Here is a 16,056-nt window from a genome sequence, read left to right as displayed (position 1 = left end):
GTTGAAAATCCTATCGATTCTCCACGTACTGTTAGACCCAGAACAACGCGGGATCCATAGAGCGACCCAAGCTCTGTGCTCGGGTTTCTCCGATCGACTTCCGCATCGATTTTGCCTTGAGCAAAACCGCCCGAGTTAGGAAACGTTATCCGTTGATTCATATATTTAGACATCAAAGATTCGATCTTTAGTCTTAGACCCGACTTATACTTTTCTAGGTTCTTTTCGAAAAAAAGAAGCCAGTAAAAATAACACTCCCAGTAAAATATAGGCGGTTACGAATGAATTCAAACCCAGTTCGAACTGATTGAGAATATCGTTTCCACGCAATGAAAAGCCGTGGATAAATCCAGTCCCCGCCAGAGCCGCGGCGATCCAACACGTAATGAGAGCCTTTTTAAAATCCCGATCGATTACAAAAACCGCTATCGAAGACCAGATCATGGAAGAAATCAAAAACCCTTGAGACAAACTCAAAAGTCCTCCCAAAGGATAAGGTAAAAACGGAAGAGAAAGAGGAACGTCGGACATCCAAAGATGTGCGGTCTCTTTGACTCCCGCATTTTCCAGAATTCCCCCAACGGATCTGTCCGCGTAGTGGAACGTGGACTGAACGAGTAAAACTCCCCAACCTGCAAGCGCCGGTAAAATCCCGATCACAACCGCCGGAGCGTGTCTGCTCGGGGTCGCTTCAAACGCCTGAGAACCGATCACGATTCCGATCCAAAGTACGATCGCCATTCCCGCTTCCACGGGAATCAAAGCCTGGATAAAAGCGAGTAGTCCGAACAAAGCGACTACCGTCATAAAAATTCCGTTGAGTGTGGAATAACCCGCTCTCGCACCCAGAGCCTTCCAACCCGGATGACCGATGTAAATCGTTGTCGGAAACGGAGATCCGAAAAAAGAACCGACCACCGTTCCTACTCCGTTTGCAAGAAGGGAATCTCTCGTGTTGAAAGAATCTCCCGACGCCTCCGCGGACTCGATGTTCTGTAAGGAACCGATCACGTTAAAAATTCCCATCGGAATCAGAACCGCGAGGTATTCTACGATATCCGCAAATCCCAACGCGGTAAACAAATCGCCTATACATAAAACGGGAAAGTAGAACCCGATCTGACTCGTGGATCCTCTGAGCAACGCCCCGTCCATGATCGGGTTTCCCCAAACTCCCGCGGACCAAGCAAGAACGGTTCCTAAAACGACGGACACAAGTCCGCCCGGTAGACGAAACGGAAACACAACTCTTGCAAAGTACTGGAGTAAAATCACTCCGAAAGGTAGAAACGCGATCAGAGGATTTTGAAAAGTACGAACCAAAAAGTCCATGGAGATAAAAGTGATCGCAATCCCCGCAAGGGAAGAAAGAAGCGCGGCCCTCGGTGTCACCTTACGAATCTTTTCCGCCACAAAGGAGCCGGACATTTCGATCAAACCCGAAAAAAAACTCGCAACCAGCCCCACCTGCCAGGCCGTTTTGTAATCGCCGGTTTTCTTATATACGGGAAGTATAATAAAGAATACGAAAGCGAACAGGGAAACCGTATTGATTCCGTACGGAAGTGCGGTAACGTCGGTCCTGTTTTCTTTTCGACCCAGACGATGCGCCTGCCAGGAATAAAACAGATTTCCGAGTAACAGAGAAATCGCGGTTCCCGGAAGAATCACCTTATAGACAAAGTCGCTCGGAACGCCGCAGAGTGTGGTCAACAAAAAAGAAAGAACGAGAATCTGAATCAGATTGTCGATCATCAGACCGAAAAATCCGTCCAGATCTCCCGGTACAAACCACTTGAATTGATTTTGGCTCATTGTTTCGATTTACTCCCGAAATCCACTTGAATCACGTTGGACGACTGATCGCCTTTCGTAGAATCCGCGGTTTTTTCGCCGGACGAAAGTTCCTTGTAGAATCCGCGGTTTTTTCGCCGGACGAAAGTTCCTTGAAAACCTCCGTTTGTTCCGTCGTAAAAACTTTCATGTTCGTCAACGTTGTTTGTGTTTTATCAAAATAACGGAATATACAATCCCAAGGTATAAAAACCTCTTCCCAGATATAACCGAATTGAAGTTCGGCGTAGATCCACTCTTCTCCCGCGTCCAAGTTGCGGACTCCGCCCTTGGGTCCGAATACGAGAACGATTCCGGTTTCCTTTTCCTCTCCGACTAATCCGCGTTTGCCGATGACCAATTGGTTATGGGGGAGGGCGTGGACATAGAACGTCCCGAATCCGTCCCAGTAGAGATCAAACAAGGAACGTTTGAACTTTCTGAGAGTCAGGATTTCTTCTTTCAGATTTCGTTTATCCATTCTTCAAGTTTTGATCGGAGTTCGTTTCGTTTAAATAATCCCAGTGGATCTTGTATTCGGGAACCAGAGCCTTAAAGGCAAAAAAGATATCCTTATCCTTATTGGTTCTTCCCGCAGTCAGAAGTTCGTTGAACCTGGCGACAAACGTAGTCACTTCCTGATTTTCCAGAGGCGCGGCGATCTTGATCTTAGGATGATGTGTCTTTTTGATTCCTTCCAAATCCAGAAGGAGTTCTTCGAATAATTTTTCTCCCGGTCTGAGCCCGGTGAACTGAATCGGAATGTCTACGTGAGGTCTTAAACCGCAGAGGCGAATCATCTCTTCCGCCAAGTTGAGAATTTTTACGGGTTCTCCCATCTCGAGGATAAAGATCTCTCCGCATTCTCCCATACTTCCGGCTTGAAGCACGAGTTGCGTCGCTTCCGGAATCGTCATGAAGTAACGAATCACATCGGGGTGAGTGACCGTAACCGGCCCGCCGTTTGCGATCTGTTCCCTAAATCTTGGAATCACGGAACCGTTGGAACCGAGAACGTTTCCGAATCGAACCGTGATGAACTTGGTTCTTGTCTCTCGGGAGATATGTTGCAGATACAACTCCGCCGCGCGTTTGGAAGCGCCCATGATGTTCACCGGATTGACCGCTTTATCCGTGGAAATTAAAACGAATCGTTCCACTCCCGAAATTCTGGATATATCCGAGATGTTTTTTGTGCCGAGCACGTTATTCATCACGGCTTCGGTCGGATTGACTTCCATCATCGGAACGTGTTTGTAAGCCGCCGAGTGAAAGACGACTTGGGGGGAATGTCTTTCAAAAATGGAACTGATTCTGGAAAGATTTTTAATATCCGCGACGATCGGGACGAGTTCTATATTCTGTCCTTGTAATTTTTTTCCCAGTTCGTATTCGATTTCGTATAACGGAGTTTCCGCCGAATCCAAAAGAAGAATCCGGGACGGCTCGAAAACGGCGACCTGTCTGCAAAGTTCGCTTCCGATCGATCCGCCCGCGCCGGTGACAAGAATGGATTTTCCCTTTAGATAAGATCGAATGGATTCGATTTCCAGATCCACAACCGGACGACCCAGAAGGTCTTCCACCTGAACCTCTCGGAGTTGATTGAGTTTGAGAGAATCAAAAAACAAAGAACCCAGAGAAGGAAGGATCTTGAACTTCACGTCCGTGTTCTCAAAAGAACGAATCAACCGACTGATGAGTTTTCCGTCCGGATTGGTGATCGCGATGATGACCTGTTTGACTCCGAAACGATTGATCATCTGTTCCGCTTGATCGATTTTCGCAAGAATCGGAATCCCTTGTATATGCGCACCGATCTTCTGAACGTTATCATCCAAAAATCCGATCGGGTTGAGTTTGAGTTCGTTGTGCCTGCGAATTTCCGAGAGCAAGGTCGCGCCCACTTTTCCCGCTCCCAAAATCAAAGTCGGAAGTCCTTCTTCCTTGGATTTTTTGAGAATGTACTGATCTCGAAACACTCTCCAGGAAAAACTGCGGATACAAAGAAAACTCAAAAGGAGAAGCGTATCCAAAACGGGAACCATTCTGGAAAGTTGTTCGAAACGATTGTAAAACAAAAGAGCCGTGGTCGAAATGAGAGACGAGAGTAAGGTGACCTTGATGATTTCCACGAGATCGTGAATCGAAGCGTAGACCCAAATCGATCTGTATATATCGGAGAGAATAAAAACTCCGGCTCTCACCGTAATGACGATGATCAACGAGGTAAAAAATCTTTCCGGAGACGCGAGAAAAACAAACGATTCAAAACGGATCCAGTGCGCCAAAAAATAAGACACCCCCATGAATAATAAATCCAAAGGGAAGATCCACATCCTTCGATTCCACTGACCGAGCATGTAGGAAATAAAATCCGCTTGTTCCTAAAAGTCCAATCTTTTTGAAATGGATCACTCCGATTTTTAGACGAATCGAAAAATGTGTTGCGGAAATTCTTTTCTTGCCTCACTCCAATAGAAGAATAAATCGGTTCTTACATCGGGACACCTTGAAAGAAATCATCATCAACCTCCAAGGAGATTTGGATTTTAAATTGGGAGAACTTCTTCTTTCCAAATTGGAAGAACTGTCCGAATCCCCGCGCAAAATTCTTTTCGACGCGTCCGAACTCGAATCGGCGACGTTAGAGGGAGTTTCGATATTAAACCGACTTCCCGAACGTTTCCCAACGTCCCAATTTGCGATTTGTTCCGTGCCTACGCGGATCGAAATTTCCGCACGGGGCGAAAAAGAAATTCGGGTATTTTCCGATCGGGAATCCGCAAAATCGTATTTGATCGCGGCCGATTCCGACGCCGGTTCTTCCGCTTTCGCCGAAAATTCTCCCGTGCTCGTCAATTGTCCGATTTGTTTTCATCTTTTGAAGATACAAACTTCCGGAAACTACGGTTGTCCCGTTTGTCATTCCAAGTTTTTCGCGACGAAGGACCGACGCACTTCCGCGTTTGAAAGATTATTATAATATTCTTACATTTCTTCGAAAAATCGAATCGTCTCCGAAACTTCCAACGGAACGTTTCCTGCTTGAAAGTAGGGGTTATATCTTTTTTTGATTCCCGATACGAGTCTTTTTTTTCTGGCCTCGAACAAATCCATCGATTCCTTGAGGATCGGATGTTTTTCCAATGTGGTCCGTATCTGAGGAGAAAACGGAACGTATCGATTGAGAATATCCCTGGCCGTTCGGTTGAGCCTGAGTTTTCCGGACGATTCGAAAAGGATCCAGTACGAATAATCCGAAGCGAATATGTCCTTTAGATTTTTCTTATATTTCACGAGTTGCTGATCGACGCCTTTTTTCGCGTCGGGGGTCAGGGTGGGCGACTTTCGATAATTCTCCAGATACAGATAATATTCGGAAGTTAGGGAAGGCGGAGAAGAATCCTTCCACTTTCTTCCTCGAACCGTTCTTTCCATTTCCCATCGAAACTCCCCGAGAGTTCTCGTAATCGCCAGGGTCATGTTCTCGTTCAAAACTTGAGGAAACACAAGTCTTCCTTTCGACGTTAGTCCGGAAGTAATTTCCTGCCAAAGAACGCCCCTATTTCCGAATACCGGAAGTATGATACAGTCCGGCCAAATTTCTTTCATCGCGAGTTCCGGTTTGCCCGGGTTTTGTTCCGGTTCAAAGGAAATCTGTCTGTAAAAAAGATGTTTATCGATTTTATGAACGTGATCCACAACCGCGTTTATTTTTTCGTGTGTGACCAAAAACGCGTCGGTTTCTCCGTACATCTGATCGTCGGAAAGAATCGGATAGGCAAGATTCGGATTGGATGAAACGCCGACGAGTCCGTTGAAAAGGAGATTACTCAACTCCCAATCCAGTAGGTGTAACAGGTCTTCGATCCCGCTCGCGCCCGCGTATTCGTCCGTTCCCGTTTTTCGAATCATCGTGGCTCTTACTTGTTCGTAGGATTGTGCGAGATGATTTCGGGAAGGATTTTTTTTGCCGGAGAGAATGAGTCCCAACCATTCGGGCAATAAGTACACCGTAAGTTTATGATCGGTGGAATACGGATCTTGTGTATAACTTCGGATCTTTTCCAAAGTGTCGTAGAGTTGAACGATTCTCGTGGGAGAAAGAAGGTTTTCGTCCATATAAAAAAAATATAAAAAAAGAAGAACCGGTTTCGGAACCCGCGCGATATCCGATCTGTATTTCGCATAACAAGCGGAATACAATTCTATAAAGGCGTGAATCTCTTCCGATTTGTGTTCTTTACGAACCAAACCCGGATGTTCTCTGAACGCGTGCACCCTTCTTTGAATTTCGGCCGCAGTCGAAGGACTCATCGAGGCGTAGTTTAAAATCTGCATTAGACTTCCTTGATATTCCTCCGGAAGGGCGACGTCTTCGTGCGCTCCGGCTCCTCCCATCTGCATTCCGCCCCAGATCCTCGTTTTTTCCGGATCTTTTTCGGGAACCGTTTCGACTTGAATGTCCATGTCGTTTCCGTTCAAGCTGAGAATTTTCGCGTCAAAACGAATCCATTCCTTATCGTCGCCCGAATACAAAACGTGAATTTTATCTCCCGTTGAAACCGGAAACGAATGGTAGAGTTTTTTTGTGAATACCTTTGTGTGAAGCGACTTCTGAACGAAGTCCGAACCGGGAAGATTCGAATACAAAAAACCGGGAAAGGTTTCGTCCCCATCGGTTAAGAATACGACCGGAATCATTTTTCTAGGACGAGGGCCGAGATCGTGAACGAGATGTTGCAATCTTTTGAATATGATTGCGTCTCTCCAAGCGGGAAGTTCTCCTTGATACGCGAGATGAAGTCCGAACTCCGGAAGGAAAACTTCCTGAAACCAGGATTGTGACTCCGCGATTTTTTGAAGTACGGAAACGGCGGCGTGATCCAAAAAGGAATGAATCTGAAGTACGTCTCTTCCGTTCATATACGCAAGAGGTAATTTTTTCATAATCTTGGCCCTAAGCGCGGCGCGACGTTCGATCGAATTGCGAAAACGTCTTTCCAGATAATATCCGGCGAGAAGCAGAAGGGCCACAAAAATTGTCCCGTTGATGACCGGGATCCAAGAGAATTCCGGCCAGATAAGAATGGGACGCGCTTGCGCTAGAAAGAACATGCGGAATATATACATCTCTTTTTTTCAGGGTCAAGCAGGATTCTTAGAGACGTGTTTCGGTTGAAGAACCCACAATTCAATTCCGAAACTTCGAACCGTTCCTACAACGTGTTACGGCCCGAGCCGGACTCCGATCTTTAGATCGGACGGAACCCGCTTTCCACCTGAAAATCGGGGAAATTTTCTCGGGTTTCGCGCTTAGAAAAACTTCAAAAAAATCATTTACTCTTACGGAACTATAAACGCCGAATATAACGGTCGAACGGCTCTATCATATCATATTGTTTGAATCCTATGCCGTCTTAAACCGTCCCAAAACACTCAATACATGAAATCGACAATGAACACGTTAGTCGCCTCTTTAAAATATTCCAAATTAATAATATATCTATTACTTTAGTATTCCGTTTTATGATTCGACGACACGTTTATCAATAGTCGTTTCTTTGAATATTTGAAAATTCTGATTTTTATATTCGAATTAAAAAAATTCCTTTCCAAGAGTATCCGTAAGAATACTGCTGGTTTTACGGTCCATTTTCATGGGATTCATCGACGTTTCACGTCGGTGGGAAGACGGTTAGAATCCGTCACGGTATCCGCCGCTGTAAGAGGGACGAAAGGCATATTAAGTCACTGGTGTAATCCGGGAAGGCGTGCCGAGTAGGAAGATCTCAAGTCAGAATACGACCCTATGAAAGTCCTGGAGATACGTTTCGTCCTCGGAAGTAAGGCGATCGTAGCTTAAATAGAACATACATATAACACGCGTTCGTGTTCGATTCTTATAGGGGATCGATACGCCCGCATTCGTTCGATTTTTTTTTACGCTCAGGAGAATTTTTCATGTCTACCGTTTTTACGTTCGCGATTGAGAATGTTTACCGGGTATTCAATATCACGATCCGGTTTTCCGTTCCGACTTTAAAAGATCGATACGTTATGCTTCCCTTAAAACCGGAGAAGGCGTAAAAAGCGTGAACCTTTTCGGAATTCTGATCGTAGGACACGGAAGCAGGGAAACCTCCTCCGACGAAGAATTTGAAACCTTCGTTCAGGGATACGCGGCGTTTCGTCCCGAATATGAAATCAACATCGCATACGTCGAACTCGCGAAACCGGATCTAAAAACGGCGCTTCGAAAGTTCGCAAAAACACATAATAAAATTTTAATATTCCCCTTGTTTTTGTTCGCGTCCAACCACGTCAAAAACGATATTCCTTTGATCCTCTCCGATCTTAAGGAGGAATTTCCGAATCATCGATTTGTTTTGGCGCCGCCCTTGGGAATTCATGCAAATATCATTAATTTATTGTCCGATCGTTCCAAGGGATTTAAAAACGAACCGTCGACACAATCCAAAACCGGAGTTATCGTCGTGGGCCGGGGTTCCTCCGATGCGGACGCAAACGGGGACTTTTACAAAGCGGTTCGTTTTTTCGAGGAATCCAACTCGTTTCTTTTCGTTAAACCCAGTTTTATCGGAATCACAAAACCTCTCTTACGCGAAAGCCTGGAAATGTCCGCAAAACTCAGACCGGACCGCATCCTGATTCTTCCGTATTTTCTATTTAAAGGAAAACTAATACAAAAGATTTATAATATATCCGAAGAATATTCCGAAAAGTATCCCTGGATCAAAATCGAAACGGCTTCTCATTTCGGGCCCGATCCGATTTTGTTTCCGATCCTGGACGAAAGAATTTCCCAAGCGCTTGCCGGCAAGGGAGCCCTTCCCTGCGATCACTGCGAGTATCGAGTTTCCATCCCCGGACTCAAAAACAAAGTCGGCGGTCTGAACTCGCTTCTTTGGAGTATGAGACATTTGGAAACTCATACTCAGGCCGCTCCCCACGAGTTCCCGCATAAAAATCTTAAAAAACACGTCTACGTCTGCGAGAGCGCGGACTGCGCGAGGTTGGGAAGTATTTCTCTCATCCATCGGATCCGCTCTTGTATCAAAAAACACGGAAGACAAGCGGACTTTAGAGTTTCTAAAAGTTCCTGTTTGGGACGTTGCGGGGAAGGTCCGATTCTCGTCGTGTATCCGGACGGAATTTGGTATCAAAGGGTGAACGAAAACGACGCGGAAGAACTCGTCGCCGAACACCTGTTAAACGATCGATTGGTCGCGAGACTCGTCGATAACATCATGCAGTAATTTAAGGAGAATACAATGGCATGTCACGAAATAGCCGCGTTGCGGTTGGGTATGATGAACGTTATCGGAATCAGGGACGAGGCCGCGATCCGGCACGAACGCGCGGAAATCGGAGAAGATAGGTTAAACGCCCCGGGACCGATCCGATCCTTGGCGGAAGCGAAAGACTTCGAGTCGCTGATCAAATTTTACGAAGCCTCCCTAACCGATTTGGAGGAAACGATTTCCAAAACGAAAAAGGACGATCCTAAAATGGCATATTACCGTTCTCTTTTGATCTTAACGAAGAAGATAGAATTCGAATTAAAAAATTCAATTTTTACTTTTCAAAATCTTTTTAGAGATCTGGAAGAGATACACGATTTCGTTCATGAAATTTTTCCGGCGTAATCGAGTTGATAACCCAAAGGACGAAGTCAAAAACGTCACCTTCTTCCACTCCGTAAGAGAATCGGAAGGTATTAGGCGTTAGGCGATGACAACAAAAGATTTGAGAGAAGGATTTACTACGGGCGCCTGCTCCGCAGCGGCGGCTAAGGCCGCGACCCGCCTCCTTTTAAAAGGTTATCCCGTTTTGGAAATCGAAACGACTCTTCCAAATCAAAAACAGGTTCTCTTTCCGGTCAAACGTTGCCAACTCGAAGGTGAAGTTGCCATTTGCAGCGTCGTTAAGGACGCGGGGGACGATCCGGATTGTACTCACGGAGCCGAACTTACGGCTCGAGTTCGCTTAACAAAAGAAAGTAAAATCGTCTTAAAGGGAGGGGACGGTGTCGCAACCGTCACAAAAGCGGGCCTCGGTCTGGAAGTCGGAGAAGCCGCAATCAATCCCGTACCTAGAAAAAATATCAGCGAGATGATCTTGGAAGAATTGCGGGGAAGTTCGTTTAACGGCGCGGAGGTGGAGATCAGCGTCCCGGGCGGTCGTGAGATGGCGAAAAAAACGATGAACGAACGCCTCGGTTTGATCGGCGGTATTTCCATTTTAGGAACCACCGGTATCGTCAAACCGTATTCCACGGCGGCGTTTAAAGCGAGCGTCATCCAAGCGATTCGGATGGCGAGAGAATACGGAATCGATACGGCGGTTCTCACAACGGGCGGTAAGTCCGAAAAATTCGCCATGGATCTATTCCCGAATTTGAATGTACTTTCCTTTATCCAAGTCGGGGACTTTATCGGCACCGGAATCAAAACCTCCGTCAAAGAATCCATCCGTCGAGTGATCGTCGTAGGTATGATCGGAAAATTATCCAAGATGGCCGACGGCGTGATGATGACTCACAGAGGAGGCTCCTCCGTAAACACTAAGACGTTATCCGAAATCGCGAGATCCGCGGGAGTTCCGGAACCGATCGCGATCGAAATCCTACACGCGAACACCGCTAGGCACGTATTAGAAATTTGTAAATCTTACGGCTATGAAATCGTATCGACAAAAATCTGCGAAATCGTCGTTAAGAACTGCTCCAAACACGCGGGAACGAATATGATGATTTCCTGTTATATGACGGACTTTGACGGAGCGCTTTTGGGCAAGTGCGACGGTTTTTTACAATCCACCGAACTTACGGAAGGAAATACGATTCATGAATGACATGAGACAAATGACAACTCTCGGAAGGGAGATCGAAGATAAATCCTTTTCCATCATAGACGAAGAGGCCGGAGTTCATTCCTTTTCCAAAGAAGAATGGGAAGTGGTTCGAAGGATCATCCACGCGACCGCGGATTTCGAGTACAAAAACATCACCAAAATACATCGACAAGCGATCGATTCCGGGATAAACGCTTTAAAAAAAGGATGCCCGATCGTATGCGACGTCCGTATGATTATCGCCGGTCTCAACCGGGAAAGACTCGAAACCTACGGTTGTAAATCATACTGTTTTATCTCCGACACGGACGTGATCGAACGCGCCCAAAAAAACAATTCCACAAGAGCGATCGAAGCGATCCATAAAGCACAAACATTCAATCTTTTGAATGGAGCCGTGATCGCCGTCGGAAACGCACCGACGGCCTTGCTCGAAGTCGAAAGATTGATCCGTGCGGAAAATATCAGACCGGCGCTGATCATCGGAGTTCCTGTGGGTTTCGTTTCCTCTGCGGAATCCAAAGAGTCTATTATTAAATTAGAATATAATAATACTCCATATATTATCACCAGAGGCAGAAAGGGAGGAAGTACGATTGCGGTCGCGATCATACACGCTCTTTTTCTTTTATCCTCCAAAAGAGGCAAAAAATGAAGGCGGTTACCGTGGTCGGTATGGGCGACGAAGGTTGCCTCGGATTATCGAGTATTGCGGCTAACGCGATCGCCAAAGCGCAGATTCTTGCCGGAGGGAAAAGACATCTCGATTTTTTTCCTCAGTTTCCCGGTACAAAGATCGTATTCAAAGGAGATTGGATCCAAACGATCGAAAGAATCGCGGAACTTGCTTGCGAACATACGATATGTGTGCTTGCATCCGGAGACCCTCTTTTTTTCGGAATCGGAAACCGGATCGGGGACAAAGTCGGTTCCGAACACGTGGATTTTATTCCCGCACCCAGCGCGATTCAACAAGCCTTTGCCAGAGTCGGTATGAAATGGGACGACGCCGAAATTTTATCCTTACACGGAAGACCCATCCAAGGGCTCGTTACAAAACTGCAATCGTTCCGTAAGGTCGCGTTGTTCACAGACGAAGTCAATCATCCGCAGGCGATCGCTTCCTATCTAATCTCTTTCGACGAATCGGATTGGACCGCCTTCGTTTGCGAAAATTTAGGCGGCAAAGGGGAAAAAGTCCGCAAGTTCGATCTACGATTGTTAAGCGAAGAGGAAGGAATCGGTCGTTTGAACGTTTTGATTCTCGTTCGTAACGATACAAACTGGAGATCTCCGACGGTTGTGCCTAACGTTTCCGAAGAAAGTTATGCGAAACGGATTCCCAAAAAAGGATTGATCACGAAAAAAGAAGTTCGAATTCTTTCCGTCGCATTTTTGGATATCCGAGACAACAGCGTCGTCTGGGACATAGGAGCCGGTTCCGGCTCGGTCGCGATCGAAGCCGCACAAATCGCCAAAAACGGTAAGTCCTACGCGATCGAAGTCGATCCGGAAGGAATCGAAATTTGCAGGCAAAACGCGCTTTCCCAAAAAACGGATAACTTACAAGTAATTCCGGGGAAAGCTCCCGAGGTTTTGGAAAACCTGCCGGACCCGGATTGCGTCTTTGTGGGCGGTTCCAAAGGAAACCTTTATGAGATTATTAGAATTTCCTTAAATAGACTTTCCACTTTCGGAAGTTTAGTCGTAAACGCGGTCACCCTGGACAACGTCTCGGAAGCTTATCAAAGTTTTAAAAAGTTGGGACTTACTCCGGAAGTAACTCTCTTGAACGTTTCCAGAGGTCAACCTCTCGGCGGTTATCTTAAGTACGAAGCCCTGAATCCGATTCACATTTTTAAAATCATAAAACCGGAGGATTTCTCCGCATGAATTCCAACAAATACGGAAAACTCTACGGGGTCGGAGTCGGTCCGGGCGCTACGGATTTGATTACGCTCAGAGCCGTTCGGATTTTAAATTCGGTAAACGTACTCGCGATTCCTAAAAGTAGCGAACACCTGGAACCTTTCGCTTGGAGAGTTTGTTCTCCGATTGTCGAAAAAAATTCCGCCCAGGAAAAATTGTTTCTTCATTTTCCGATGACAAAAGATCCGGAGATTCTCATTCCCGCTTGGGATAAGGCTTTTGCGGAAATCGGTAAACGTTTAGAAGAGGGGCATAACGTTGCTTTTATCACTCAAGGTGATCCTTCCGTTTACAGTTCCTGGAGTTATCTTTTAGAAGAAGCGGGAGATCGTTGGCCCGGAATCGATGTGGAAATCGTTCCCGCAGTCTCGTCCATCACCGCGATTCCCGCCGCTCTTCAAATTCCTCTTGCGGACGGAAGAGAACGTTTCTGTGTGATTCCCGGAACCTACGGAATCGAAGACCTTCCCGAACTCGTACAACATTTCGATACGATCGTTCTCACAAAAGTGGGGCAAGTCGTTCCCCGGCTAGTTACTATATTGAAAGAACTGAATATTCTAAAAAACGCGAGTTATGTTTCTTACGGAACGACCGACCGGCAAAAAATCGTCAAAGATCTGGAAACGATTCAAAACGAAAACTGCGATTATTTTTCGACGGTGATTTTATCGATTCGAAAACGTAAGGGTGTGTTAAGAGGACAAAACGTTGAAACGGAATAGAAAACCGTATTCCGTTTTTGTAATTACAAAACACGGGCTCGATATCGCCAAAAGAATTCAATCCGTTTGGAAAGAAGCGGAGCTTTTCGTTTCTCCTAAATTCATCCAAGACGCCCCGCCGAATTCCAAACTTCTTTCCCTTCCCATGGACAAAACGTTACGCGAAACATTTCGGGAATACGACTGTCACATATTCGTCGTCAGCGTGGGCGCCGTAGTCCGTATGATCGCTCCTTTATTAGAAAATAAGAAAACGGATCCCGCCGTTCTTTGCGTGGACGATCGCGCCAATTTTTCGGTCTGCGTTTTATCCGGACACGTCGGGAGAGGAAACTTTTTTACCGAACGACTCGCAGAAACTCTTTCCAATATCCCCGTGATCACGACCGCATCCGACGTTTCCGAGACTTTAACCGTGGACATACTCGGTAGGGAACTCGGTTGGGTTTTGGAACATCCCGATCGAAACGTAACCCGAGGTTGTGCGGCGGTCGTAAACGAAACCAAGGTTTTGTTCGTACAAGAGACGGGCGAGCCGAATTGGTGGCCGGTCGATAAACGCCTTCCGAAAGGTGTGGAATATTCCACTTCCCTAAACGACGTCGACCCCAATGATTACGAAATCATTTTGATAGCTACGGACCGGAGCGATTTGGCGACAACTCACAAAAAACATTATGAAAATTCAATATTATATTATACTAAATCATTGGTGTTAGGGCTTGGGTGCGACCGAAACATCGCTTTTGAAACCGTCGAGAAAGGGATACGTAAAACATTAAACGAAAACGGACTTGCGATTCAAAGCGTCCGCGCGATCGCCACCGCCGATTTAAAAAAGGACGAGGCGGCCTTTCTTGCGCTCTCTCAAAAATACGGCTGGGAATTATTTACTTTCCCCTCGGAAGAATTGGATCGGGTTTCTCGGATTATATCCCCCTCCGAAGTCGTCAAAAATTTTGTCGGAACAAAATCCGTCTGCGAAGCCGCAAGCCTTCTCGCATCGGGCGCGGATTCTCTTCTTCTTCCGAAACAAAAATACAAGGAAGAAGAAAACGGTAAAAATCTCACGATCGCAATCTCCCGAATTTCCTATCCGAAACGATCTCAGGATTCGATACTACATTCCGATTTTTTAATAAAGGAAAATGAATGAAAAAGGGAAGGTTGAACATCGTCGGAATCGGTCCGGGTAACGACGCGCACATCACCCCGGCCGTTTTACAAGCGATTCGAGAAGCGGATCTTGTGATCGGTTACGCCGCTTATATCGAACTCGTCAAACACCATTTAGGCGGCAAACAAGTGACACAAACAGGAATGACGGAAGAAGTGGGCAGGGCGCAAACCGCAATCGATGTCGCAAAAGAAGGTAAAATCGTCACCTTGATTTCTTCGGGAGACGCGGGTGTTTACGGAATGGCGGGACTCGTCTTTGAAGTGTTGAAAAAAATCGGTTGGAGGAGGAAAGATCCTCCCGAAATCAAAATGTTTCCGGGAGTTACCGCGGATAGTTCCTGCGCGTCTTTGATAGGCGCTCCCCTCGTTCATGATACGGCGAGAATTTCCCTCTCCGATCTTTTGACTCCTTGGTCCGTCATCGAAAATCGTTTGGAATGCGCGGCCAAAGGGGATTTCGTAATCACTCTTTACAATCCGGCTTCCGGACGAAGGCAAAGACAAATCGTAGAAGCTTCGAAAATTATTAAGCGACATCGTCCCGGAACCACTCCGGTCGTTTTGGTCAAGAGTGCGTATCGAAAACAACAAGACGTCCGACTTTCCGATCTGGATCATTTCTTAAATTACGAAATTGGAATGAACACGACCGTGATCGTAGGTTCCGCGAACACGTTCGTCTACGAAGGTTTTATGATCACTCCGAGGGGTTATACGAACAAGTATTCTTTGGAAGATACAAGCCTTAGGGAAGGACAAAGAAGAGGTTTTTCGCTTCGTTCCGCAGGGGATCTGCAAAGCAGAGAGAATTCGAACGATTCTCGCATAAACCTGAACGTCACGAAAATCCAAGGAGCCTTTGTCAAAAAATCCACTTCCGTTATGAAAACGGAGGAGAATCAAAACGAATTTTCCGAAAGTTCGGCGACGCGCGACGCCTCTATAGAGATACATTCTTCCGTCGCTTCAACGACTATGAATCAGGATTCGTCGGCTATAAACGCGATGGCAACTTTAGGTATACTTTCGCAAATACAAAAACGGGATGTACACAAAGAAATCAGGTCCGTAAATCCCGAAAATAACACGTTAGCCTACATCGGTCGTTTGGGTGGGGGAATCCTCTTTCGTACTTTAGAAAAATTTTATATAGTGGGAAAACTTAAAAACCCTACGCGTTTCGAAGATTACGGTTTTGCGGATCCGGAAGAATACGGAGGTAAATACTCCAAATTGAATATTACGGATTTCGAAAAAGTTCGGATTTTTCGATTTGAATTTTTGATGGTCGTTCCAAACGAAATTCTTCCCGAAGAAATTTATGAGAGATTCGTTATTCATAGAAATTCTTCCGTAAGCGAACGTCTTCTTACTTATACAAAAAGTGAAAGCGAAAGAGTTTTTTTAAACGGACAAGAATATACGGACATTTCCTGGCTGGGAACATTACCCTTGGAAGTGTGGAATTTAGTTCGCGGAGTCATCTTAAAATGTTAAAGAGCGAAATACT

At 45.9% G+C, this 16,056-nt stretch carries 13 protein-coding genes, 1 pseudogene and 1 riboswitch; of the genes and pseudogenes, 10 read left to right on the top strand and 4 right to left on the bottom strand.

Annotated features, from left to right (window positions below):
• Positions 1-204: 204 nt before the first annotated feature.
• The 3 genes and pseudogenes from LEP1GSC060_RS06415 to LEP1GSC060_RS06405 all read right to left on the bottom strand — a co-directional run bounded on the left by LEP1GSC060_RS06415 (position 205) and on the right by LEP1GSC060_RS06405 (position 4,196).
• On the bottom strand, positions 205-1,815 hold the full coding sequence (locus tag LEP1GSC060_RS06415) for a hypothetical protein (protein ID WP_002999131.1): 1,611 nt from the start codon (positions 1,813-1,815) through the stop codon (positions 205-207).
• Positions 1,812-2,314: pseudogene (locus LEP1GSC060_RS06410) on the bottom strand (stringent starvation protein B). The gene LEP1GSC060_RS06415 and the pseudogene LEP1GSC060_RS06410 overlap by 4 nt, the downstream one beginning before the upstream one ends.
• Positions 2,307-4,196: a polysaccharide biosynthesis protein gene (locus LEP1GSC060_RS06405; protein ID WP_002999205.1), complete on the bottom strand. Its 1,890-nt coding sequence runs from the start codon at positions 4,194-4,196 to the stop codon at positions 2,307-2,309. The pseudogene LEP1GSC060_RS06410 and the gene LEP1GSC060_RS06405 overlap by 8 nt, the downstream one beginning before the upstream one ends.
• Positions 4,197-4,345: 149 nt before the next feature.
• Between LEP1GSC060_RS06405 and LEP1GSC060_RS06400 the strand changes: the two genes are divergently transcribed.
• On the top strand, positions 4,346-4,819 hold the full coding sequence (locus tag LEP1GSC060_RS06400) for a hypothetical protein (protein WP_036095591.1): 474 nt from the start codon (positions 4,346-4,348) through the stop codon (positions 4,817-4,819).
• Between the two features lie 5 nt (positions 4,820-4,824).
• On the opposite strand, the gene LEP1GSC060_RS06395 is transcribed toward LEP1GSC060_RS06400, so the two are convergent.
• The gene (locus LEP1GSC060_RS06395; protein ID WP_002998953.1) at positions 4,825-6,954 is read right to left on the bottom strand and encodes a hypothetical protein; all 2,130 of its coding nucleotides are present in this window, start codon (positions 6,952-6,954) and stop codon (positions 4,825-4,827) included.
• A gap of 527 nt (positions 6,955-7,481) precedes the next feature.
• A riboswitch (cobalamin riboswitch) is annotated at positions 7,482-7,664 on the top strand.
• A gap of 136 nt (positions 7,665-7,800) precedes the next feature.
• Here LEP1GSC060_RS06395 and LEP1GSC060_RS20730 point away from each other — a divergent pair.
• The 9 genes from LEP1GSC060_RS20730 to cobJ all read left to right on the top strand — a co-directional run bounded on the left by LEP1GSC060_RS20730 (position 7,801) and on the right by cobJ (position 16,043).
• A complete protein-coding gene (locus tag LEP1GSC060_RS20730; protein ID WP_002999285.1) occupies positions 7,801-7,926 on the top strand; it encodes a hypothetical protein in 126 nt (41 codons plus the stop codon).
• Between the two features lie 5 nt (positions 7,927-7,931).
• Positions 7,932-9,116 carry a CbiX/SirB N-terminal domain-containing protein gene (locus LEP1GSC060_RS06390; RefSeq protein ID WP_002998868.1) on the top strand — a complete coding sequence of 395 codons (1,185 nt, stop codon included), beginning with the start codon at positions 7,932-7,934 and terminating at the stop codon, positions 9,114-9,116.
• Between the two features lie 15 nt (positions 9,117-9,131).
• Positions 9,132-9,506: a DUF3209 family protein gene (locus LEP1GSC060_RS06385; protein WP_080634519.1), complete on the top strand. Its 375-nt coding sequence runs from the start codon at positions 9,132-9,134 to the stop codon at positions 9,504-9,506.
• An 85-nt stretch (positions 9,507-9,591) separates the two neighbouring features.
• A complete protein-coding gene (locus tag LEP1GSC060_RS06380; RefSeq protein WP_002998755.1) occupies positions 9,592-10,713 on the top strand; it encodes a cobalt-precorrin-5B (C(1))-methyltransferase in 1,122 nt (373 codons plus the stop codon).
• Positions 10,706-11,368: a precorrin-8X methylmutase gene (locus tag LEP1GSC060_RS06375; RefSeq protein ID WP_036095527.1), complete on the top strand. Its 663-nt coding sequence runs from the start codon at positions 10,706-10,708 to the stop codon at positions 11,366-11,368. The genes LEP1GSC060_RS06380 and LEP1GSC060_RS06375 overlap by 8 nt, the downstream gene beginning before the upstream one ends.
• Positions 11,365-12,606, top strand: coding sequence for a bifunctional cobalt-precorrin-7 (C(5))-methyltransferase/cobalt-precorrin-6B (C(15))-methyltransferase (locus tag LEP1GSC060_RS06370; protein ID WP_002999181.1), 1,242 nt, complete (start codon positions 11,365-11,367; stop codon positions 12,604-12,606). Before LEP1GSC060_RS06375 ends, LEP1GSC060_RS06370 begins: the two co-directional genes overlap by 4 nt.
• The gene (gene cobI, locus LEP1GSC060_RS06365) at positions 12,603-13,367 is read left to right on the top strand and encodes a precorrin-2 C(20)-methyltransferase (RefSeq protein ID WP_002999116.1); all 765 of its coding nucleotides are present in this window, start codon (positions 12,603-12,605) and stop codon (positions 13,365-13,367) included. Before LEP1GSC060_RS06370 ends, cobI begins: the two co-directional genes overlap by 4 nt.
• A complete protein-coding gene (locus LEP1GSC060_RS06360; RefSeq protein WP_002999077.1) occupies positions 13,354-14,523 on the top strand; it encodes a cobalt-precorrin 5A hydrolase in 1,170 nt (389 codons plus the stop codon). Before cobI ends, LEP1GSC060_RS06360 begins: the two co-directional genes overlap by 14 nt.
• Entirely contained in the window at positions 14,520-16,043 is a 1,524-nt protein-coding gene (gene cobJ, locus LEP1GSC060_RS06355) for a precorrin-3B C(17)-methyltransferase (protein WP_002998736.1), read from the top strand. Before LEP1GSC060_RS06360 ends, cobJ begins: the two co-directional genes overlap by 4 nt.
• Positions 16,044-16,056: the final 13 nt, after the last annotated feature.

It is taken from the genome of Leptospira weilii serovar Ranarum str. ICFT (assembly GCF_000332415.1).
Lineage (GTDB): Bacteria > Spirochaetota > Leptospiria > Leptospirales > Leptospiraceae > Leptospira > Leptospira weilii_A.
Note: the sequence above shows the minus strand (reverse complement) of the source record. Positions and strands in the feature narration are given on the sequence as shown.

Bases quoted from the DNA above. Each gene is read 5' to 3' on its own strand.
- LEP1GSC060_RS06415 (WP_002999131.1), bottom strand. From the start codon at position 1,815: ATGAGCCAAAATCAATTCAAGTGGTTTGTACCGGGAGATCTGGACGGA.
- LEP1GSC060_RS06405 (WP_002999205.1), bottom strand. From the start codon at position 4,196: ATGCTCGGTCAGTGGAATCGAAGGATGTGGATCTTCCCTTTGGATTTA.
- LEP1GSC060_RS06395 (WP_002998953.1), bottom strand. From the start codon at position 6,954: ATGTTCTTTCTAGCGCAAGCGCGTCCCATTCTTATCTGGCCGGAATTC.
- LEP1GSC060_RS20730 (WP_002999285.1), top strand. From the start codon at position 7,801: ATGTCTACCGTTTTTACGTTCGCGATTGAGAATGTTTACCGGGTATTC.
- LEP1GSC060_RS06385 (WP_080634519.1), top strand. From the start codon at position 9,132: ATGGCATGTCACGAAATAGCCGCGTTGCGGTTGGGTATGATGAACGTT.
- LEP1GSC060_RS06380 (WP_002998755.1), top strand. From the start codon at position 9,592: ATGACAACAAAAGATTTGAGAGAAGGATTTACTACGGGCGCCTGCTCC.
- LEP1GSC060_RS06375 (WP_036095527.1), top strand. From the start codon at position 10,706: ATGAATGACATGAGACAAATGACAACTCTCGGAAGGGAGATCGAAGAT.
- LEP1GSC060_RS06370 (WP_002999181.1), top strand. From the start codon at position 11,365: ATGAAGGCGGTTACCGTGGTCGGTATGGGCGACGAAGGTTGCCTCGGA.
- cobI (WP_002999116.1), top strand. From the start codon at position 12,603: ATGAATTCCAACAAATACGGAAAACTCTACGGGGTCGGAGTCGGTCCG.
- cobJ (WP_002998736.1), top strand. From the start codon at position 14,520: ATGAAAAAGGGAAGGTTGAACATCGTCGGAATCGGTCCGGGTAACGAC.